19 protein-coding genes are annotated in these 19329 nt (G+C 70.9%); 8 read left to right on the top strand and 11 right to left on the bottom strand.

Translation table 11 applies throughout. The features are described 5' to 3' along the window. Nucleotides 1-8: 8 nt before the first annotated feature. On the bottom strand, nucleotides 9-596 hold the full coding sequence (locus ACQF4J_RS20375; RefSeq protein ID WP_351575729.1) for a flavodoxin family protein: 588 nt from the start codon (nucleotides 594-596) through the stop codon (nucleotides 9-11). 247 nt (nucleotides 597-843) lie between these two features. On the opposite strand from ACQF4J_RS20375, the gene ACQF4J_RS20370 reads away from it, so the two are divergent. Beyond that, nucleotides 844-2283 carry a tetratricopeptide repeat protein gene (locus ACQF4J_RS20370; RefSeq protein WP_427166412.1) on the top strand — a complete coding sequence of 480 codons (1440 nt, stop codon included), beginning with the start codon at nucleotides 844-846 and terminating at the stop codon, nucleotides 2281-2283. A gap of 17 nt (nucleotides 2284-2300) precedes the next feature. Here the strand turns inward: ACQF4J_RS20370 and ACQF4J_RS20365 are convergent, their stop codons facing one another. The 5 genes from ACQF4J_RS20365 to ACQF4J_RS20345 all read right to left on the bottom strand — a co-directional run bounded on the left by ACQF4J_RS20365 (nucleotide 2301) and on the right by ACQF4J_RS20345 (nucleotide 7014). Continuing rightward, on the bottom strand, nucleotides 2301-3263 hold the full coding sequence (locus tag ACQF4J_RS20365; RefSeq protein ID WP_427166410.1) for a M28 family metallopeptidase: 963 nt from the start codon (nucleotides 3261-3263) through the stop codon (nucleotides 2301-2303). A gap of 159 nt (nucleotides 3264-3422) precedes the next feature. Beyond that, nucleotides 3423-4388, bottom strand: coding sequence for an IS481 family transposase (locus ACQF4J_RS20360; RefSeq protein WP_427168554.1), 966 nt, complete (start codon nucleotides 4386-4388; stop codon nucleotides 3423-3425). A gap of 107 nt (nucleotides 4389-4495) precedes the next feature. After that, on the bottom strand, nucleotides 4496-4972 hold the full coding sequence (locus tag ACQF4J_RS20355) for a VOC family protein (RefSeq protein ID WP_351802394.1): 477 nt from the start codon (nucleotides 4970-4972) through the stop codon (nucleotides 4496-4498). Nucleotides 4973-5042: 70 nt separating this feature from the next. Continuing rightward, nucleotides 5043-5999 (bottom strand): EamA family transporter RarD, encoded by a 957-nt coding sequence (rarD, locus tag ACQF4J_RS20350; protein ID WP_427166409.1) that lies wholly within the window; start codon nucleotides 5997-5999, stop codon nucleotides 5043-5045. A gap of 160 nt (nucleotides 6000-6159) precedes the next feature. Then, entirely contained in the window at nucleotides 6160-7014 is an 855-nt protein-coding gene (locus ACQF4J_RS20345; RefSeq protein WP_351575744.1) for an SDR family oxidoreductase, read from the bottom strand. Between the two features lie 91 nt (nucleotides 7015-7105). Here ACQF4J_RS20345 and ACQF4J_RS20340 point away from each other — a divergent pair, with 91 nt between their 5' ends. The 3 genes from ACQF4J_RS20340 to ACQF4J_RS20330 all read left to right on the top strand — a co-directional run bounded on the left by ACQF4J_RS20340 (nucleotide 7106) and on the right by ACQF4J_RS20330 (nucleotide 8788). Next, nucleotides 7106-7516, top strand: a complete 411-nt coding sequence (locus ACQF4J_RS20340) for a winged helix-turn-helix transcriptional regulator (protein WP_351575747.1) — start codon at nucleotides 7106-7108, stop codon at nucleotides 7514-7516. 256 nt (nucleotides 7517-7772) lie between these two features. After that, nucleotides 7773-8282: a DUF6082 family protein gene (locus tag ACQF4J_RS20335; RefSeq protein ID WP_427166407.1), complete on the top strand. Its 510-nt coding sequence runs from the start codon at nucleotides 7773-7775 to the stop codon at nucleotides 8280-8282. Between the two features lie 248 nt (nucleotides 8283-8530). Further along, complete coding sequence (locus ACQF4J_RS20330; RefSeq protein WP_200704829.1) at nucleotides 8531-8788, top strand: hypothetical protein; 258 nt, start codon at nucleotides 8531-8533, stop codon at nucleotides 8786-8788. 56 nt (nucleotides 8789-8844) lie between these two features. Here the strand turns inward: ACQF4J_RS20330 and ACQF4J_RS20325 are convergent, their stop codons facing one another. The 5 genes from ACQF4J_RS20325 to ACQF4J_RS20305 form a co-directional block, all read right to left on the bottom strand. Then, entirely contained in the window at nucleotides 8845-9924 is a 1080-nt protein-coding gene (locus tag ACQF4J_RS20325) for a 2-oxoacid:ferredoxin oxidoreductase subunit beta (RefSeq protein ID WP_351802390.1), read from the bottom strand. Next, nucleotides 9917-11845 carry a 2-oxoacid:acceptor oxidoreductase subunit alpha gene (locus tag ACQF4J_RS20320; RefSeq protein WP_427166405.1) on the bottom strand — a complete coding sequence of 643 codons (1929 nt, stop codon included), beginning with the start codon at nucleotides 11843-11845 and terminating at the stop codon, nucleotides 9917-9919. The genes ACQF4J_RS20325 and ACQF4J_RS20320 overlap by 8 nt, the downstream gene beginning before the upstream one ends. Before the next feature lie 217 nt (nucleotides 11846-12062). Next, on the bottom strand, nucleotides 12063-12722 hold the full coding sequence (locus tag ACQF4J_RS20315; protein WP_351575870.1) for a response regulator transcription factor: 660 nt from the start codon (nucleotides 12720-12722) through the stop codon (nucleotides 12063-12065). A gap of 155 nt (nucleotides 12723-12877) precedes the next feature. Next, entirely contained in the window at nucleotides 12878-14257 is a 1380-nt protein-coding gene (locus tag ACQF4J_RS20310; RefSeq protein ID WP_351802446.1) for a sensor histidine kinase, read from the bottom strand. A gap of 159 nt (nucleotides 14258-14416) precedes the next feature. Further along, complete coding sequence (locus ACQF4J_RS20305) at nucleotides 14417-15616, bottom strand: sensor histidine kinase (protein WP_427166403.1); 1200 nt, start codon at nucleotides 15614-15616, stop codon at nucleotides 14417-14419. A gap of 167 nt (nucleotides 15617-15783) precedes the next feature. Here ACQF4J_RS20305 and ACQF4J_RS20300 point away from each other — a divergent pair, with 167 nt between their 5' ends. The 4 genes from ACQF4J_RS20300 to ACQF4J_RS20285 are packed head-to-tail and all read left to right on the top strand — an operon-like array spanning nucleotide 15784 to nucleotide 19329. After that, entirely contained in the window at nucleotides 15784-16230 is a 447-nt protein-coding gene (locus tag ACQF4J_RS20300) for an NADH-quinone oxidoreductase subunit A (protein WP_427166401.1), read from the top strand. After that, entirely contained in the window at nucleotides 16221-16919 is a 699-nt protein-coding gene (locus tag ACQF4J_RS20295; protein ID WP_351575762.1) for an NADH-quinone oxidoreductase subunit B, read from the top strand. The genes ACQF4J_RS20300 and ACQF4J_RS20295 overlap by 10 nt, the downstream gene beginning before the upstream one ends. Beyond that, complete coding sequence (locus ACQF4J_RS20290; RefSeq protein ID WP_427166398.1) at nucleotides 16916-18364, top strand: NADH-quinone oxidoreductase subunit C; 1449 nt, start codon at nucleotides 16916-16918, stop codon at nucleotides 18362-18364. The genes ACQF4J_RS20295 and ACQF4J_RS20290 overlap by 4 nt, the downstream gene beginning before the upstream one ends. After that, nucleotides 18361-19329: a complex I subunit 1/NuoH family protein gene (locus ACQF4J_RS20285; protein ID WP_351575768.1), complete on the top strand. Its 969-nt coding sequence runs from the start codon at nucleotides 18361-18363 to the stop codon at nucleotides 19327-19329. Before ACQF4J_RS20290 ends, ACQF4J_RS20285 begins: the two co-directional genes overlap by 4 nt.

Raw genomic sequence — 19329 nt, 5'->3', positions numbered from 1 at the left:
CCCGGCCGTCAGCCGTCGTAGGGGAAGCGGGCGAGCGGGGTCTCCTGGGCGAAGAAGGTCTTGGCCCGGGTGAGGGCGTCCGTGTCGTTCAGTACGTCGCCGCGCCCGCTGCCGTTGCCGAGCAGGACTCCGCCGAAGCGCATCCCCATGTAGGCGGCCGAGTTGTTGAGGGTGCCGATCAGCGGGTCGGCGACCTCGGCCTCCTGGTGGGCGAGGGCGGTGACGCCCCAGAGGGTGCGGCCGGCCATGGTCGCCCTGAAGTCGATGCCGGGGGTGCGCAGCCAGCCCGACCAGTAGTCCAGGTAGCGCTTGGTGAGGCCGGACACCGAGTACCAGTACAGCGGCGAGGCGATCACGAGGTCGGTGGCGTCCAGCGTGGCGTCCAGGAGGAGCGCCGGAGTGCTGCCCGCGGGCGGGCGCGCATGGTCGCTGTCGCGGCGCTGGTCCACGAAGTCGGGCAGCGGGTGTTGGGCCAGACTGATCCACCGCTGCTCGACGTCCGGGGGCAGTTGTTCGGCGGCCTTGCGGGCGAGCAGTTCGGTGTTGCCGTCAGCACGGCTGCTGCCCAGGACGAAGAGGAAGCGGCGGCCGGTCATGGGTCCCCCAGGAGATCGACGCGATACGGAAGGCATGCGTGAGCAATTAAAAGCACCTGCATTATATGCGCATGCATCAACATAGCCGTCAACTCGGGAAAGTGCCAAGCCCGGGCCACTGGAACGAGGCTGTGACGTCGTGGTGACATGAGAACCGTGGGTGGGCGGAGAGACTCCACCTGAGCGTGTCGACCCGATCGTGACGCGCTGACCGCCGGTTCGCCGGCACGTTCGAGTGAGGGCACACATGTCTCGACCCAGCCGCGACACGAAGCGGGAACAGCAGGGCCCGGCGCCCGCGGCCCTGGCGGCTGCGCCGATCGACGTGCACATCCCCGCCGACGGAACGGGCGCGGCAGCGGCGACGATCGGCGGCGTACCGCTCACCGTGGCCGACGGCGAGGACGTCCAGCAGGCCGTCCTCGGCCACCTGCACCGCATCGCCCTCGCCAGCGGCCACCCGGCCCGGGCCACGATCCACGACGAACGCCTCGGCTGCGTCGTCCCCCTTCAGGTGGACCCCGACGGCTCCAGCCACCTCACCGGCTCCCCGACCCCGGCACCGGCGACTCCGTCCTCAGCTCCCGCCGAGGCGCCGACGGCCGCCCCTGACGTCCCGTCCGTACCGCCGGTGCGGGCTCCGCGGGGCGCACAGGACGGCCCGGCCGGCCTTCCGCGACAGGAGCCGGAACCGGCGCGGGAGAACGTGCCGACCTTCTCGCTGCGAGCGCTGTCCGAGCCGCAGCCGCTCGGTCGGCACGCGCCCACCTTTCCGCTGCGGGCCGTCGCGGAGTCCGCCGCCGGTCCGGCCTCGACGTTCGCGATGCGCGCGGTGCCCGAGAGGGCGCCCGGCACGGTCGCGCCACCGACGGGCGTGTTCGGGCCGCCCCCGCTGATGGACGCTGTTCCTGCGCGCCCGGCGCCGGGCGCGGGCACGGTCACCTGGCCGTCGCCGGCCGACTCCGACGCACCCGAGGACGATCGCACGGCCGCCCCCGCGCCGGCATCGCGCATCACGACCGCGCCGGACGCTGCCGCATCGCGCATCACGACCTCGCCCAGCGCCACCGCAACCAGCGCCTCCGGCGCGGACGGCGCCCCCCGTTCGTCCGTGACCCCCCTCATCCCTCGCCTTGACCCCGAGCCGGCCCCCAGGTTCACCCCCACCCCCGCACGAGGCTTCGACGCGGTGGCCGAGGCCGTGCTCGGGGACGAGCCGCCCACCGCGCCCGGGTTCCTCCTGGAGCCGATGGCCCGGGTCAACGAGGCCGTGCGGTCGGGGCGGATAGCGGAGGCGGACCAGTTGGCCACCAAGGTGGTGGGGGAGGCGTCCGCGGTGCTCGGGCTGGAGCACGCGGAGGTGCTGAAGCTGCGCGAACTGGCCGCGTACATCGCCTACTTGGCGGGCGAGCCGGTCCGTGCCTTCCGGCTCTCGCTCGACCTGGCCCGCGTCCACCGCGGCCTGGGCGACGCGGAGGGGGCGTACGGGAACGTCCAGAGCGCGGCGTCCGCCTGGCGCGCCGTGCGCGACCCGGAGCAGGGGCTGGTCCTGGGGCGTGACCTGATCGGCCTGTGGAGCGGGCTCGCCGCGGAGGGCGGCCCGGCCGCCGAGGAGATCGAGCGGTTGGAGTCGGCCCGCACACGGATGGGCCGACTCGCGGAACGCGCCCGCAAGTCGGCCCGGTGACGCGGGAGTCCGGCTCGTTACGAGGACAGCTTCCACACCGCGTACGCGATCGCGTCGCCGTTGCGGTTCAGCGCGGTGTCGTCGATGTTGGTGGTCTTGTCGCAGGAGGAGTGGTAGCAGGCGTCGAAGGCCCGTCCCGACGTGCCGCCCCACTTGCTCGCCTGGACCGCGGTCTTGGTGTAGTCGGCGCCGCTGAACAGACCGCCGACCGGAACGCCGGCGTTCTTGAACGGCGCGTGGTCCGAGCGTCCGTCGCCCTCCGTCTCGGGCTCCGTGGAGACGCCGAGGCCGGTGAAGTAGTCCTGGAACGTCTTCTGGATCGTGGGGTCGTCGTCGTAGACGAAGTAGCCGGGGTTCGGGGAGCCGATCATGTCGAAGTTCAGATAACCGCTGATCTTCGAACGGCTGGCGCTGGAGAGGCCGTTGACGTAGGTGCGGGAGCCGACCATGCCCAGTTCCTCGGCGCCCCACCAGGCGAACCGCAGGTGCTTGGCGGGCTGATAGCCCGCCCGTGACACCGCGAGGGCGGTCTCCAGGATCGCGGCCGAGCCGGAGCCGTTGTCGTTGATGCCGGGCCCGGCGCCGACGCTGTCCAGATGGGAGCCGGCCATCAGGACCCGGTTGGCGTCGCCGCCCGGCCAGTCGGCGATGAGGTTGTAGCCGGTGCGGCCGGAGGACGTGAACTGCTGGACGGTGGTGGTGAATCCGGCCGCGTCCAGCTTGGCCTTCACATAGTCGAGCGAGGCTTTGTAGCCGGTGCTGCCGTGGGCACGGTTGCCGCCGTTGGCGGTGGCGATGGACTGCAGCTGGGCGAGGTGGGCCTTGACGTTCGCCACGTCGATGTCGGGAGCGGCGGCCGCCGCCGAGGGCGTGTCGGCGGGGGCCGCGCCGGCTATCGAGCCATTGGTCAGGAGCATGACAGCCGAGAGAGTGGAGGCGGCGCACACGGCGGCCGCACGCCCGGAAACGGAGAACTTCATGTGGGGGGCTCCGAATTCCTTGAAGGGAATGGGGTCCCCGGATGGTGAAGCTTTTACCAACTCCGCGTCAAGAGCGTTATCAGGACGCCCGGTTCGCATACCGGAGCAGCCCGCCTTGCCGAGGCGGCACCCCGCGCCCCTTGGGCTAGCTGTACCCGGTCATGACTTTGGTGACAGTCGGGTGATCGGTGGCTGGCCGCCGAGCGCGGTGTGTCGGCGGCCAGTGTTGTAGAAGTGCAGCCAGGGCGCGAGTGCGTGGGCGCGTTCGGTGTTGCTGGCGAAGACCTGGTGGTAGGCCCATTCGGCCTGCAGGGTCCGGTTGAAGCGTTCGACCTTGCCGTTGGTCCAGGGGCAGTGGGGCCGGGTGAACTTCTGCTTGGCGCCCAGGGCTTGGCAGGCGTCGCGGAATGCGCCGGAGGTGCGGTAGTTCCTGGCGTTGTCGGTCATCACGCGCTCGATGCGGGCGATGCCGTGGCCGGCGAAGAACACGGCCGCGCGGGTGAGGAAGGCCGCGCAGGTGGTGCCCTTCTCGTCGGCCAGGATCTCGGCGTAGGCCAGGCGGGAGTGGTCGTCCACGGCGGCGTGCACGTAGTCGTAGCCGATGCCCCGGCCCCGGACGTCCTCGCTGCGGCCGTGGGCCCGCCAGCCGCCGCCGTCGGGGATCTTCCCGAGCTTCTTGACGTCCAGGTGGACCAGGCCGCCGGGCTGGTTGTACTCGTAGCGTGCGGCGCTGGTGCGCACTGCCCGGATCACCTGTCCGGTCAGCGGGTCGCAGGCCGCCAGGGGCGGCACCTGGTGGCGGCGCAGGATCCGGCTCACCGTCCGGGCCGGGACCTGGGTGGCCTCAGCAATCTGCTCGGGTCCCCGGCGCAGGCGTCGGCGGGCCTCAAGGACGCGCTCCTCAACCTCGGCCGGGGTGCGACGTGGGCAGGTGTGGGGGCGGCTGGAGCGGTCGTGCAGCCCCGGCCAGCCGTGGGCACGGTAGCGGTTGACCCAGCGATGAGCACATTGCCGGGAGACTCCCAGCTCCTTGGCGACGTGCGCGACCGGACGCCGGTCGAAGACGACGCGACGCACCAGCAGGCATCTGCCGTGAAAGGTCAGCCGGGCATTAGCGTGGGCCACCAGGACCTCCGAGGTGAGTGAAGACGGCAATCTCCACTACGCCCGGAGGTCCCTCCATGATCAACAACCGGTAGCGGGCGTGTCACCAACCTCCCGGCCGAGTACAGCTAGCACACGCAGAACTCGTTGCCCTCCGGGTCCGCCATCACCACCCACTCGCCGGACGCCTCCTTCACCCGCCGCAGCACGCTCGCCCCCAGCGCCTCCAGCCGCTCGACCTCGCCCTCGCGCCGCCCCTCGCCGGGGTGCAGATCGAGATGCAGCCGGTTCTTCACGGTCTTCGCCTCCGGCACGCGCTGGAACAGCAGCCGCCGCCCGCGCCCGATACCGGTGTCCTTGTCGTACGGGTCCTCCGGATGCCGTACGGCGATCAGGTCCAGGAAGGCCGGGCGCCCGTGGGAGTCGACGGTGGCCTCGGCCGGCAGGGCACCAGCCTGCAGCAGGCGCCGGACCAGCGCGCTGTTGTCCTCGACCTCGTAGCCGAGCGCGGCGGCCCAGAAGTCGGCCTGGGCGTGCGGGTCACCGGCGTCGATGACGAGTTTCCAGTGGACGGGGACCGGCGTCGCGGCGGGTGTCTGCGTCATGGGACCACTTATAGCGGCCGGGTCTGACAACCCACCGTGGCCTGCGGTTCCTCCGAGGCGCGGGTCGGTGTCAGGCGTCCACTGAAGCGGACGGCGCCTCCGCGACCGTCGGCACGGCCGTCTCCCGCTCCCGCCCGGCCCTGCGCGCGGCGCGCCACGCGTCGGCCGTCAGCAGGCACAGCGCCGCCCACACCAGCGCGAACCCGGCCCAGCGCTCGGCGGGCATCTCCTCGTGGAAGTACAGGATGCCCAGCAGGAACTGGAACACCGGTGCCAGGTACTGCAGCAGCCCCAGCGTCGACAGCGGCACGCGTATGGCCGCCGCCCCGAAGCAGACGAGCGGCAGCGCGGTCACCACGCCGGTCGCCGCGAGCAGCGCACCGTGCCCCGGACCCTCGGTCGCGAAGGTCGAGTCGCCGCGCGAGCCGAGCCACAGCAGGTAGGCGAGCGCCGGCAGGAACTGGATCGCGGTCTCCGCGGCCAGCGACTCGACGCCCCCGAGCCCGACCTTCTTCTTCACGAACCCGTACGTGGCGAACGAGAAGGCGAGCGTCAGGGAGATCCACGGCGGCTGCCCGTACCCGACCGTCAGGACCACCACCGCGGCGAACCCGATCCCGACCGCCGCCCACTGCACGGGCCGCAGGCGCTCCTTGAGGACGAGCACGCCCAGCGCGATGGTGACCAGGGGATTGATGAAGTACCCGAGCGAGGCCTCGACGACGTGCCCGCTGTTCACGGACCAGATGTAGACGCCCCAGTTGACGGTGATCACGGCCGCCGCCACCGTGATCAGTCCCAGTCGCCGCGGCTGCCGCAGCAGCTCACCGGCCCAGGCCCAGCGTCGCACCACGACGAGCGCGACCCCCACGAACCCCAGGGACCAGACCATGCGATGGGCGAGGATCTCGACCGATCCGGCGGGCTTCAGCAGGGGCCAGAAGAGGGGGACGAGACCCCACATGCCGTACGCCGCGAAGCCGTTCAGCAGGCCTATCCGCTGCTCGCTCTTCGACTTCCCGGTCATGGGCACCTCCCGCTCACCTCGTCGCACACACGTGCAGCCACGAAGGTAACGCCGAGAACCCCCGCCTGTCATGCCCGTATCGCCATACGGTCATGACAGGCGGAGGTGGGAGGCTCATGGGCTTCAGGCCCTGTCCGACCGGGCCCGGACGGGGGAGTGGTCAGCCCTTGAGCGCGGCCGTGATCGACTCGGCGATCGGCGTGGTCGGGCGGCCGATCAGGCGGCCGAGGTCGCCGCTGTCGACGACCAGCTCGCCCTTCTCGACCGAGGCGTCCACACCGGCGATGACCGCGGCCAGCGGCCCGGGCAGCCCGGCGCCGGCCAGGATGCCGGTGAACTCCTCGACGGAGACGGGGTTGTAGACGATCTCCTTGCCGGTCTGCTTGCTCAGCTCGGCCGCGTACTCGGCGAAGCCCCAGGCCTCGTCGCCGCCCAGCTCGTACGTCTTGTTCTCGTGCCCCTCGCCGGTCAGTACGGCGACGGCGGCGGCCGCGTAGTCGGCGCGGGAGGCGGAGGAGACACGGCCCTCGCCGGCCGCCTGGGTGACGGCGTTGTACTGCAGGACGGGGGCCAGCTGCTCGGTGTAGTTCTCGTTGTACCAGCCGTTGCGCAGCAGCACGTACGGCAGACCGGAGTCCAGCAGTGCCGCCTCGGTGCCGCGGTGGTCGTCGGCGAGGGCGGCCTTCAGGCTGCCGGGGGCGCTGGTGTAGGCGAGGAGCGCCACGCCGGCGGCCTTGGCGGCGTCGATGACGGCCTTGTGCTGGCCCACGCGGTCGTTGCCGACCTCGCTGCCGGAGATCAGCAGCACCTTGTCACCGGCCGAGAAGACGTGGTCGAAGGTCTCGGGGGCGCTGTAGTCGGCGACCGCGAGCTGCACGCCGCGCGCAGCGAAGTCGGCCGCCTTGGCCTCGTCGCGTACGACGGCGGTGATCTGCTCCGCGGGGACCTTCTCCAGCAGCTGCTCCACGACGTGACGGCCGAGGTGTCCGGTTGCTCCGGTGACGACGATGCTCATGATCTCGGGACTCCTTGTGGGGTGGGTGTGCACTAACCATAAAAGGAGCGCTAACTATTGGAAAGTACCCACTTTGAAGTAAGGTACTGACATGACCGTAAGTGCCGGCACCTCCCCGCCCCCCGTCGCCAAGTACGACACCGGCGAGGCGATGTGCCCCCACCGCCTCGTCCTGGAGCACCTCACCAGCCGCTGGGGCGTCCTGGTCCTGATCGAACTCCTCGACCGCCCGTACCGCTTCAGCGAACTGCGCCGGGCCATCGGCCGGGTCAGCGAGAAGATGCTCACCCAGACCCTGCAGACCCTGGAACGCGACGGCCTGGTCCACCGCGACGCCAAACCGGTGATCCCGCCGAGGGTCGACTACTCGCTCACCGACCTGGGCCGCGAGGCCGCCGAACAGGTGCGCGGCCTCGCGGCGTGGACGCAGGAGCGGATGGGAGCGGTGCAGGAGGCGCGGGAGCGGTACGACGCCCGGAAGGCGGCCGCTGAGCAGGGCTGACCGGCCGGAGCGGGGCCGTGCGCGGGCATGTGGACGGCGCCAGGGGGCACACACAGGTCAGGGCATCGGGCGACAGGGGTGTCACGTCCATCCGTGCGCCCCCTCTCCGCCTCCCGTGCCGACGTGCCACTCAGGGCAGGCTGGACGCGGAGTGGTATCGCACCCGGGGGGTTTCCCTGACATGGTCACACTGACTCCGGCCGCTAGGCGGATCGGTTCTGCAATGGTGGCGGGGTGGGGAGTGCTCCGGTCGCCCTTGGGACGGGGAACCCGCCGCCGACGCCAGGAGGCGACGCTGCCGGATCTGGTGGACCAGATCGCCCGTCTCGGCGAGGAACTCCACGTCATCGGGCGGGAACTGCGCCGGGCGAACGAGATCCAGGTACACCGGCTGCTCACGGAGCAGCTCGACCGGGCCATGGACGACCCCGCGCTCGCCGCCGCGCTGAGCACGCTGAACGGCATCTCCGAGCACAAGCGCCGCCAGATGCTGTTCGCCAACCGGGAGTACGCCACGATCCTGCTGTCCCACCGGACGGGCACCATCGACTGGAGCGAACTTCTCGGCAACCTGCGTGTGCTGTGCCGCAACGAGATCTTCGCGGAGTACTGGGAGCGCACGGTCGAGCACCGGCGCAGTCTCGCCGCCGGATCGCTGGAACGGCGGGTCGGCGAGGCGGTGGACACCCTCATGGAGGAGCTGGCGGACGACCCCGAGGAGTGGTGGATCGTCGGCCCCTCACCGGAGCCGCCACCCGGTGACTGAGCCGCAGCCACCCGGTGGCTGAGCCGGAGCCCGGCCGGTGACGGGAGGGGGCACCGTGGGTGCGTGAGGGTGAAATGGCGCGGGGCGCGGGGGTGAACCGGCGCGGCGCGTGGGGGTGAACAGGTGTGAGGGGCGTCACGAATGGCGAGAATCCCGCAGGGTCATCGTGACCTCCGAGGGTGGCAGTCGTTAAGCACTGCTGCCCTTGTTGATGCGGGGCCTCAGGGCCTCGAGAGGGGGCTGCTCAGTTGCACGATGAGCTCTCGTCCGTCCGCATCGCCCGCCGCATCGGCGCCTCCCCGCGGCAGCGGGGCAGCCACACCGGCGAGACCTGCCCGGACATCTTCGAGCTGTCCGACGGAAACTACGCCATCATCGGAACCGAAGCCACGGCCGCCCTCGACTCCCATCTCCCCCCGGACGCCGCAAGGGCCGACTACGAGCGCATCGTCGTGATCACCCGCGAGACCCTCATCCGAGCGAAGAAGGACATCCCCGACGCGTAGGACGAGGGCCCGGGTGCCGTAGGGCAGCACCGGGCCCTCCACGCCGCGGACGACCGTCAGCCCACCACCGTCCAGGTGTCCCCACCCGCTAGCAGCGCGGCCAGATCGCCCTTGCCGTGCTGTTCGATCGCCGTGTCCAGCTGGTCGGCCATCTGGGTGTCGTACACCGGCCGGTCCACGGAGCGCAGGACACCGATCGGGGTGTGGTGCAGGGTGTCGGGGTCGGCCAGGCGGGACAGCGCGAAGGCCGTGGTGGGGGACGCCGCGTGGGCGTCGTGGACCAGGACCTGGGCCTCGTTCTCCGGCGTCACGGTGACGACCTTCAGGTCACCCGTGGCCGCGTCCCGAACGACCCCCCGCGAACCGTCCGCACCGAAGCGGATCGGCTGCCCGTGCTCCAGCCGGATCACCGCCTCCTCCGCCTGCTGCTTGTCCTTCAGCGCGTCGAAGGCGCCGTCGTTGAAGATGTTGCAGTTCTGGTAGATCTCGATCAGCGCCGTGCCCGGGTGGGCGGCGGCCTGACGCAGGACCTCGGTGAGGTGCTTGCGGTCGGAGTCGATGGTCCGGGCGACGAAGGACGCCTCCGCGCCCAACGCCAGCGAGACCGGGTTGAACGGCGCGTCCAGGGAACCCATCGGTGTCGACTTGGTGATCTTGCCGACCTCGGAGGTCGGGCTGTACTGGCCCTTCGTCAGACCGTAGATCCGGTTGTTGAACAGCAGGATCTTGAGGTTGACGTTGCGGCGCAGCGCGTGGATCAGGTGGTTGCCGCCGATGGACAGCGCGTCACCGTCACCCGTGACCACCCACACGCTCAGGTCCCTGCGCGAGGCCGCGAGGCCCGTCGCGATCGCCGGTGCGCGGCCGTGGATGGAGTGCATGCCGTACGTGTTCATGTAGTACGGGAAGCGTGACGAGCAGCCGATGCCCGAGACGAAGACGATGTTCTCCTTGGCCAGGCCCAGTTCCGGCATGAAGCCCTGGACGGCCGCCAGGATCGCGTAGTCACCGCAGCCGGGGCACCAGCGCACTTCCTGATCGGACTTGAAGTCCTTCATGGACTGGCGGGCCTCGGCCTTGGGAACGAGCGAAAGCGCCTCGATCGTGCCCGTGCCTTCCGTGGACGTCTCAGCCATCGATGGCCTCCTTGAGAGCCGTGGCGAGCTGCTCAGCCTTGAACGGCATGCCGTTCACCTGGTTGTACGAGTGGGCGTCCACCAGGTACTTCGCCCGGATCAGCGTGGCGAGCTGCCCGAGGTTCATCTCGGGGATCACCACCTTGTTGTAACGCTGCAACACCGTGCCGAGATTCCTCGGGAACGGGTTGAGGTGGCGCAGATGGGCCTGTGCGACGGCCTCCCCGGCCGCGCGCAGCCGCCGTACCGCCGCCGTGATGGGGCCGTAGGTCGAGCCCCAGCCCAGCACCAGGGTGCGCGCCCCGTGCGGGTCGTCCACCACGACGTCCGGCACGGCGATGCCGTCGATCTTGGCCTGGCGGGTGCGGACCATGAACTCGTGGTTGGCCGGGTCGTAGGAGATGTTGCCCGAGCCGTCCTGCTTCTCGATGCCGCCGATGCGGTGCTCCAGACCCGGCGTACCGGGGACGGCCCAGGGGCGGGCGAGCGTCTGCGGGTCGCGCTTGTAGGGCCAGAACACCTCGCTGCCGTCGTCCAGGGTGTGGTTCGGGCCATGGGCGAACTGCACGGTCAGATCGGGGAGCTCGTCCAGCTCCGGGATGCGCCACGGCTCCGAGCCGTTGGCCAGGTAGCCGTCGGAGAGCAGCATCACCGGGGTGCGGTAGGTCAGCGCGATCCGGGCCGCCTCCAGGGCCGCGTCGAAGCAGTCCGCCGGCGTGCACGGGGCGACGACCGGGACCGGTGCCTCGCCGTTGCGGCCGAACATCGCCTGCAGCAGGTCCGCCTGCTCGGTCTTGGTCGGCAGGCCGGTGGAGGGGCCGCCCCGCTGGATGTCGATGATCAGCAGCGGCAGCTCCAGGGAGACCGCCAGCCCGATCGTCTCGCTCTTGAGCGCCACGCCCGGACCGGACGTCGTCGTCACCCCCAGCGAACCGCCGAAGGCCGCGCCCAGCGCCGCGCCGATACCGGCGATCTCGTCCTCGGCCTGGAAGGTGCGCACGCCGAAGTTCTTGTGCTTCGACAGCTCGTGCAGGATGTCCGAGGCCGGTGTGATCGGATACGACCCCAGAAACAGCGGCAGATCCGCCTGACGAGAGGCCGCGACCAGGCCGTACGCGAGGGCCAGGTTCCCGGAGATGTTGCGGTAGGTGCCGGTCGGGAAGGCGGTCGTCGCCGGGGCGATCTCGTAGGAGACCGCGAAGTCCTCCGTCGTCTCCCCGAAGTTCCAGCCCGCCCGGTACGCCGCCAGGTTGGCCTCGGCGATCTGCGGCCTCTTCGCGAACTTCGTCCGCAGGAACTTCTCCGTCCCCTCGGTGGGCCGGTGGTACATCCACGACAGCAGGCCGAGGGCGAACATGTTCTTGCTGCGCTCGGCCTCCTTGCGGGAGAGGTCGAAGTCCTTCAGCGCCTCCACCGTCAGCGTCGTGAGCGGCACCGGGTGCAGGCTGTAGCCGTCCAGCGAGCCGTCCTCCAGGGGCGAGGCCGTGTAGCCGACCTTCTGCATCGCCCGTTTGGTGAACTCGTCCGTGTTGACGATGATCTCCGCGCCCCGCGGCAGATCGCCGATGTTCGCCTTCAGGGCGGCCGGGTTCATCGCCACCAGCACGTTCGGCGCGTCACCGGGGGTGAGGATGTCGTGGTCGGCGAAGTGCAGCTGGAACGACGAGACGCCCGGGAGGGTCCCGGCGGGCGCCCGGATCTCGGCAGGGAAGTTGGGAAGGGTGGAGAGATCGTTTCCGAAGGACGCGGTCTCGGAGGTGAAGCGGTCGCCGGTGAGCTGCATTCCGTCACCGGAGTCTCCCGCGAACCGGATGATCACCCGGTCCAGCCTGCGTACGTCCTTCGTTCCGGCCGGCTTGCGCTGTTCTCCCAGTACGGATTCTTCGGCCTGCTCCGCTGTCCTGCTGACCTGGCTGGTCACTGAACTGGACCTCCCTCGAGGCGGCTGTCTGGGACCGGCCTTCCCGCAGGCCTTCCCTGGATCAACCCTACGTCCGTTAGGGTCGCCTTCCCTCGGCCATTCGCATGATGGACACGGTTCTGAGACGGTGCGACGCCATGACTTGTCATGATTTCTCGCCCCCCGGCGCTTCCCTTGAAGACGCTCCCCGCGAACGGTTCGGTTCAGTGTCGGCCCGTCACGAGTTCAGGTACGTGAGTACCGCTAGAACCCGCCGGTGATCCCCGTCACTCTGGGACAGCCCGAGCTTCAGGAAGATATTGCTGACGTGCTTCTCGACGGCGCCGTCGCTGACCACCAGCTGCCGCGCGATCGCCGAATTGGTACGTCCCTCGGCCATCAGCCCCAGAACCTCCCGCTCCCGTGGCGTCAGCCCGGCCAGCACGTCCTGCTTCCTGCTCCGGCCGAGCAGCTGAGCGACCACCTCCGGGTCCAGCGCGGTTCCGCCCTGGGCCACCCGCACGACCGCGTCCACGAACTCACGGACCTCGGCGACCCGGTCCTTCAGCAGATAGCCGACGCCGTGGCTGGAACCGGCCAGCAGTTCGGTGGCGTACCGCTCTTCCACGTATTGCGACAGTACGAGTACCCCGAGACCGGGATAGGACTTCCGCAATTCCACGGCCGCCCGCACTCCTTCGTCGGTGTGCGTCGGAGGCATGCGTACGTCGGCCACCACCACGTCCGGCAGCTCGCCCTGGCCGTCCAGCTCCGTGATCGTCTTGATCAACGCGTCTCCGTCGCCGACACCCGCGACGACCTCGTGCCCGCGATCGGTCAGCAGCCGGGTCAGTCCCTCCCTGAGCAGCACTGAATCCTCGGCGATGACCACCCGCACCCTGTCCTCCACGATCTCCGGCCCCCCAGCCCGACTGCGTATGCCAGTAGTCCAGCATTCCAGCATTCGGACCCGGGTGTGCCCGGCAGACGTGATTCAACGCGAAAGCGTGCACGGTACGACGGGTTCCGGGGTGTTCTCGGCCCGTCCGGCGGTCAGCCCAGCGCCCGCTCCCCCCGCCACGGCAGCTCAGCGGTCACCCGCGTGGGCCCGCCGGCCGGCGAGTCCACCAGCAGAATCCCGTCCACCGCGTCCAGCCGCTCCGCGAGCCCGCCCAGCCCCGACCCGGCGGAGGCGTCCGCGCCCCCCACACCGTTGTCCATGACCTGGACCATCAGCCGGTCCTCCACCCGCCACACGTCCACCGCCGCCCACGTGGCCCGCGCGTGCTTGCTGATGTTCTGCAGCAGCTCCGACACCGTGAAGTACGCGATGCCCTCGATGGCCGGCGCCGGCCGCTCGGCGAGCTCCACCTCCACCTGCACCGGCACGGTGCACCGCGAGGCCACCGCCGACAGCGCCGCGTCCAGCCCCCGGTCCGTCAAGACCGCCGGATGAATCCCCCGCGCCAGATCCCGCAGCTCCTGCAGCGCCGTCTTCACCTCGCCGTGCGCCTCGTCCACCATGCGCGCCGCCGCCTGCGGGTCCTCCGTCAGCTTCTCCTTCGCCAGCCCCAGATCCATGGCAAGCGCCACCAGCCGGGCCTGGGCGCCGTCGTGCAGGTCGCGCTCGATGCGCCGCAGATCCGCGGCCGCCGTGTCGACCACGACACCCCGGTCGGACTCCAGCTCCACCACTCGCGCCGACAGCCGCGACGGCCCGAGCAGTCCGTGCACCATCAGCCGGTTCACCATCGTCAGCGCCCGCACGATCCACGGCGTGGCCAGCGTGAACAACAGCCCCACCAGCGCCGTGACGGTGATCTCGAAGGGGTTGTCGAGGTAGACCGAGTGGTGCGCGTCGCCGTACAGCTGAAGGCCGCCCTGGCCGACGTACACGGGGAAGACCCAGAACCACAGCGGATACGTCAGCAACGCCCACCCGTACGCCCAGAAGTTGACGGCGACCACGAACGAGAACACCGACCAGGGGAACTGCAGCACCGCGTACAGCAGTGTCCGCCACGACGTGCCGCTCTTCAGCACCGCCCCCATCCAGGCCATCAGCCCCGACTTCTTCATCCGCAGCGGCTCGGGGTCGGCCACCTCCAGCTCCAGCATCCCCCGCGCCCGCGCCCGCTCCAGCGCCCCGAACCCCCGGCACCCGGCCAGCCCCGCCGCCAGCACCGGAATCCCCAGGAAGGTGACCAGCAGCCCGGCCCCCAGCGACAGCATGGTGACCGCGTACACGAAGAGCATGATGCCGATCGGCAGGCTGAGCAGCACGTATCCGAACTCGCGCCAGCTGCGCGCCTCGAACGGCGCCCGCAGCCCGGCCGGCAGCCGATGCCGCCGCTCACCGCTGCGCCCGGCGTACCCGAACCCGGTCTTGTGACCCGATCCGTAGTCCTGCCCGTAGTCGTAGTCCGTGGCCATCGACGTCGTCCGTTTCTGCTCGTCCACTCGTCCACCCGACCTGCTCGGCCGCGGCTGTCCCGCCGTACCTCCACACTCCTGCACCGCAGGTCCGCGGACCATGGAGTCCGTCGGCCTCTTGGAAGGGGGGTTTTCCCTACCTCGCGCGCGAGTTTCCGGCTACTTCTCGCCGGCGGGCCGGTCCCGCCACGGCAGCTCGGCCGTCACGACCGTCGGTCCGCCCTGCGGCGACTCGATGACGAACAGGCCGTCCACCGCGTCCAGCCGGTCGGCGAGGCCCCGCATGCCGCTGCCGCCCTCCAGGCGGGCGCCACCGCGGCCGTCGTCCTCGACCTGGACGAGCAGCCGGCTGTCGGCGCGCCACACCTCCACGGACGCGGTCTTCGCCCCGCTGTGCTTGCTGACGTTCTGCAGCAACTCGGAGACGGTGAAGTAGGCGATGCCCTCGATCGCCGCGGCGGGCCGGGAGCCGAGATCGACCGTCACCTTCACCGGGACCGTGCAGCGCGAGGCGACCGCCGAGAGCGCGGCATCGAGCCCCCGGTCCGTCAGTACGGCGGGATGGATACCGCGGGCCAGATCCCGCAGCTCCTGCAGCGCCAGCTTCACCTCGCCGTGCGCCTCGGCGACCATCTCCGCCGCCGAGTCGGGATCCTCCAGGAGCTTCTCCTTGGCCAGCCCCAGCCCCATCGCCAGATTGACCAGGCGCGCCTGCGCCCCGTCGTGCAGATCGCGCTCGATGCGCCGCAGATCCGCGTTCGCCGTGTCGACCACCACGCCGCGGTCCGACTCCAGCTCCGCGATCCGCCGCTCCAGCTCGTCGGAGGGCGACAGCAGACCGCGCACCATCGCCCGGTCGGCGTTGGCCAGCCCCCGCGCGATGAACGGCAGCACCGGCCACAGCACGAAAAACGAGGTCAGCGTGACGGTGAAGGTGAGGATGCCCCAGGGCAGCCGGATGAAGTCGTACAGCACCGTGCGCCAGGCGACCGGATCCTTCACCGCCATCCACAGCCGAGGCAGCAGGCCCCCCGCGGCCTCCCGCCCGGGCAGCGGGCTGGGCTCGTCGATGCGCACCCCGAGCAGCGCCCTGGCCCGCTGCCGCTCCAGCCGCCCCCACAGCCGCGCACCCATCAGCCCGGCCGCCAGCAACGGGAACCCGATCACCGTCACGGTCAGCCAGAACCCGGTGAACAGCACCGTCACGACGTACACGAACCCGAACAGCGCCAGCGGAAGATTCGCCAGCAGATGCGCGATCTCCTTCCAGGTGTGCGGGTCGTAGGCGAGACGGGCGGGCGGCAGACGGTCGTCGGCGCCTTCCGGGGCCCGGTCCGGGCGCGAGAATCCTTCGGTCATATGGGCTAGCGTGCCGCGCGGCGGGCAGCCGCGCCATGAGGTCGGCCGCCCCCGTTCACTGGGGAAAACCCCACCCCCGCGCACCGGCACGCGCCCGCGACGCATCTCGACGGGATCTCGAGGCGTGACGGGCTGCTTACCGTCCCTTTATCAGGGCCTAGACTCCGATGCGTACAGATCGTCGAACAGCATCGAGTGACACGAGTGAGGGGACGGACGTGCGGGAACCGACCGTCGTGGTCGCGGCGGACTACTTCCAGTCGTACTCGGTCGTCGGGCTGCTCGCCGTCGTCGGCGTGCTGTTCGTCGCCGTGGCCTTCGGCGCGGGCCGGCTGCTGCGGCCGGTGGTCCCCACCCCTGAGAAGCTCCTGACGTACGAGTGCGGAGTCGACCCCGTCGGCGAGGGCTGGGCCCACACCCAGGTCCGCTACTACGTCTACGCCTTCCTCTACGTCATCTTCGCCGTCGACTCGATCTTCCTGTTCCCCTGGGCGACGGTCTTCGCCGCCCCCGGCTACGGCGCGACGACCCTCGTGGAGATGTTCGTCTTCCTCGGCTTCCTGACCGTCGGCCTGCTCTACGCGTACAAGAAGGGCGTTCTGGCATGGACGTGACGCCAGACACCGACATCACCGACGGGCAGCCGGTCCTGCTGCCGGAGCCCAAGCGGCTGGGTGCCCTCGCCCGCCTCGCCCCGGAGCCGATGAAGGTGGTCCTGAACTGGGGCCGCCGCTACTCGCTCTGGGTCTTCAACTTCGGCCTGGCCTGCTGCGCGATCGAGTTCATCGCCGCCTCCATGGCCCGCCACGACTTCATCCGCCTCGGCGTCATCCCCTTCGCCCCGGGGCCGCGCCAGGCCGACCTGATGGTGGTCTCGGGAACGGTCACGGACAAGATGGCCCCCGCCGTCAAGCGCCTGTACGAGCAGATGCCGGAACCGAAGTACGTCATCTCCTTCGGCGCCTGCTCCAACTGCGGCGGCCCCTACTGGGACTCCTACTCCGTCACCAAGGGCGTCGACCAGATCATCCCGGTCGACGTCTACGTCCCCGGCTGCCCGCCCCGCCCCGAGGCCCTCCTCCAGGGCATCCTCAAGCTCCAGGAGAAGATCGCCCGAGAGTCCCTGGGAGAGCGGTACGGCGACGGCGCGGCGCGCCCGTCGACGGCCGCTCTGCAGAGCGGCCTGGTGAAGCCGCCGGCTCCTGCGCCGGACGACGGCGACGCGGCCGGCGAGGCTGGTGCAGTCGGCCCGGCTGGCAGGGTCGTCGAGAGTGGCGAGGCCGGCGAGGAGGGCGGGCGATGACCACGGTCGGCTGGCTCCCGGCCCCCGTCGAGGAGCTGTTCGGTACGGACGCCACGGCCGAGGAGTCCTACGAGGTCCTGACGGTCGACGTGCCGCCCTCCTCCTGGCTCACCGCGCTGGGAACGGCCCGTGACCGCCTCACCTGCACCTACTTCGACTGGCTGAGCGCGGTCGACGAACCGGGCACGGGTTTCCGCGTCACGGCCCACGTCGTCGCCCTGTCCCCGGTCCGCCGCCTGCTCCTGCGCACGACGGTCCCGCACGAGGCCCCCGCCCTGCCCTCCGCCGTCGGCGTGTACGCGGGCGCTGCCTGGCACGAGCGCGAGACCCACGAGATGTTCGGCGTCGACTTCGTGGGCCACCCCGCCCTGGACCACCTCCTCCTCCCGGAGACCTTCGAAGGCCACCCCCTGCGCAAGGACTTCGTCCTCGCCGCCCGCGTCGCCAAGGCCTGGCCCGGAGCCAAGGAGCCCGGCGAGTCCGACCACGGTGGCCCCAAGCGCCGCCAGATGCTCCCCCCGGGAGTCCCGGACCCCAACGAATGGGGTCCCCTGAAGGGCCAACTTCCCCCAGCCCCGACTCGCCCCACGAGAGCCCCGGCCCGCGCGGCAGGCGAACGCCCCGTCCGCGCGGCAGGCGAACGCCCGGCACGGCGTACGCGGTCGGTCGCGGAGGGGTCGGCGAGCCAGGTCGGCGGAACGGCCGGGACGGGCGGAACGGCGGGCACCGGCGGAGCTGTGGAGGCTGGTGCGGGTCCGGCGAGCGCTGCGGCCTCGGCCGGTGGCGCGGCTTCGGAGAATGCTGCGGCCTCGACCCGTGACGCGGCTTCGGAGAATGCTGCGGCCTCGACCCGTGACGCGGCTTCGGAGAATGCTGCGGGCCCGGTGGGTGGCGCGGCTTCGGCGAGCACTGCGGGCTCGGTCGGTGGCGCGGCTTCGGACGCCGCCGCTGCTGCGGGTGCGCCCGGGGGACGGCCGCGGCGTGCCCGGTCGGCCGCCGCGGGATCCGTGAGCCAGACGGCGGCCGACCCCTCCGAGCCCGCACCCGGCACGGCCGAAGCCTCCGCGCCGGGGGCGCCGGTCGCCCGGCGCCGTGCGCGCAGCGCGAGCGAGGGCTCGGCGAGCCAGCGGGGCAGCCGCGCCGAGCAGGGCACCCCTGCTGACCAGGGTGACCGGGACGAGCGGGACGAACGGGACGAACGGGACGACCGGGACGGCGAGTCGGAAGCCGCTGCCGGCGGGGGCGCCGCGGCCCCGCGTGCCACGGGCTCGCCCTCGCCGAAGCCCTCCAAGGCCCCCCGCAGCACGGACGCCCCCTGGCACCACGCCCGCCCGGCCTTCGACGAACCCGACTCCACGGAGCGCCCGAGCCCCGACGACTCCACCTCCGACGACTCCACCCCCGACACCCGCAGTCCGGAAGACCCCGAAGGAGGCCGGCAGTGACCGACGCCGTCGACGTCGCCCTGCGACTCCTGATCGTCTTCGTCGTCTTCCTCACCTTCCCCCTGATCGTGGGCCAGACCGAGCACAAGGTCATGGCCCACATGCAGGGCCGCCTCGGTCCGATGTACGCCGGCGGCTTCCACGGCTGGGCCCAACTCGTCGCCGACGGCGTGAAGTTCGCGCAGAAGGAAGACGTCGTACCCGCGGGCGCGGACCGCCGTATCTTCCAGCTCGCTCCGGCCGTCGCCCTCCTCCCGTACCTCCTGGTCCTCGTCGCCATCCCCATCGGCCCGGACGAGGGCGCCGTCGGCCAGGTCCTGGACGCCGGCATCTTCTTCGTCCTCGCGGTGATGGGCGTCGGCGTCCTCGGTTCGCTCATGGCCGGCTGGGCCTCCGCCAACAAGTTCTCCCTCCTCGGCGGTCTGCGCACCGCCGCCCAGCTCCTCGCCTACGAGCTCCCGATGCTGCTGGCCGCCGCCTCCGTCGCGATGGCCGCAGGCACCGTCTCCCTGCCCGGCATCCTCGATGCCTTCGAGTGGTGGTGGCTGCCGTGGCAGATCGTCGGCGCGGTCGTCTTCTTCGTCGCCGGCCTCGCCGAACTCCAGCGGCCCCCCTTCGACATGCCCGTCGCCGACTCGGAGATCATCTTCGGCGCCTACACCGAGTACACCGGCCTGCGTTTCGCCCTGTTCCTCCTCGCCGAGTACGCCGGAATCATCGTCCTGTGCGGCCTGACCACCGTCCTCTTCCTGGGCGGCTGGCACGGCCCCTGGGGCGCCGACGGCCTCGGCTGGGTCTGGACCCTGCTCAAGACGGCCGTCCTCGCCTTCCTCGTGATCTGGCTCCGCGTCACCTACCCCCGCCTGCGCGAGGACCAGCTCCAGAAGCTCTCCTGGACCCTCCTCGTCCCCCTCTCCCTCGCCCAGATCGCCCTCACCGGCATCGTCAAGGTGGTGATCCGGTAA

It is taken from the genome of Streptomyces sp. C1-1 (genome assembly GCF_050214755.1).
Classification (GTDB): domain Bacteria; phylum Actinomycetota; class Actinomycetes; order Streptomycetales; family Streptomycetaceae; genus Streptomyces.
The sequence above is the reverse complement of the archived record's forward strand: the minus strand, read 5'-3'. Positions and strand labels throughout refer to the sequence as shown.

Coding starts and splice junctions, on each gene's coding strand:
- ACQF4J_RS20375 (WP_351575729.1), bottom strand. CDS start 596: ATGACCGGCCGCCGCTTCCTCTTCGTCCTGGGCAGCAGCCGTGCTGAC.
- ACQF4J_RS20370 (WP_427166412.1), top strand. CDS start 844: ATGTCTCGACCCAGCCGCGACACGAAGCGGGAACAGCAGGGCCCGGCG.
- ACQF4J_RS20365 (WP_427166410.1), bottom strand. CDS start 3,263: ATGAAGTTCTCCGTTTCCGGGCGTGCGGCCGCCGTGTGCGCCGCCTCC.
- ACQF4J_RS20355 (WP_351802394.1), bottom strand. CDS start 4,972: ATGACGCAGACACCCGCCGCGACGCCGGTCCCCGTCCACTGGAAACTC.
- rarD (WP_427166409.1), bottom strand. CDS start 5,999: ATGACCGGGAAGTCGAAGAGCGAGCAGCGGATAGGCCTGCTGAACGGC.
- ACQF4J_RS20345 (WP_351575744.1), bottom strand. CDS start 7,014: ATGAGCATCGTCGTCACCGGAGCAACCGGACACCTCGGCCGTCACGTC.
- ACQF4J_RS20340 (WP_351575747.1), top strand. CDS start 7,106: ATGACCGTAAGTGCCGGCACCTCCCCGCCCCCCGTCGCCAAGTACGAC.
- ACQF4J_RS20325 (WP_351802390.1), bottom strand. CDS start 9,924: ATGGCTGAGACGTCCACGGAAGGCACGGGCACGATCGAGGCGCTTTCG.
- ACQF4J_RS20310 (WP_351802446.1), bottom strand. CDS start 14,257: ATGGCCACGGACTACGACTACGGGCAGGACTACGGATCGGGTCACAAG.
- ACQF4J_RS20305 (WP_427166403.1), bottom strand. CDS start 15,616: ATGACCGAAGGATTCTCGCGCCCGGACCGGGCCCCGGAAGGCGCCGAC.
- ACQF4J_RS20300 (WP_427166401.1), top strand. CDS start 15,784: ATGCGTACAGATCGTCGAACAGCATCGAGTGACACGAGTGAGGGGACG.
- ACQF4J_RS20295 (WP_351575762.1), top strand. CDS start 16,221: ATGGACGTGACGCCAGACACCGACATCACCGACGGGCAGCCGGTCCTG.
- ACQF4J_RS20290 (WP_427166398.1), top strand. CDS start 16,916: ATGACCACGGTCGGCTGGCTCCCGGCCCCCGTCGAGGAGCTGTTCGGT.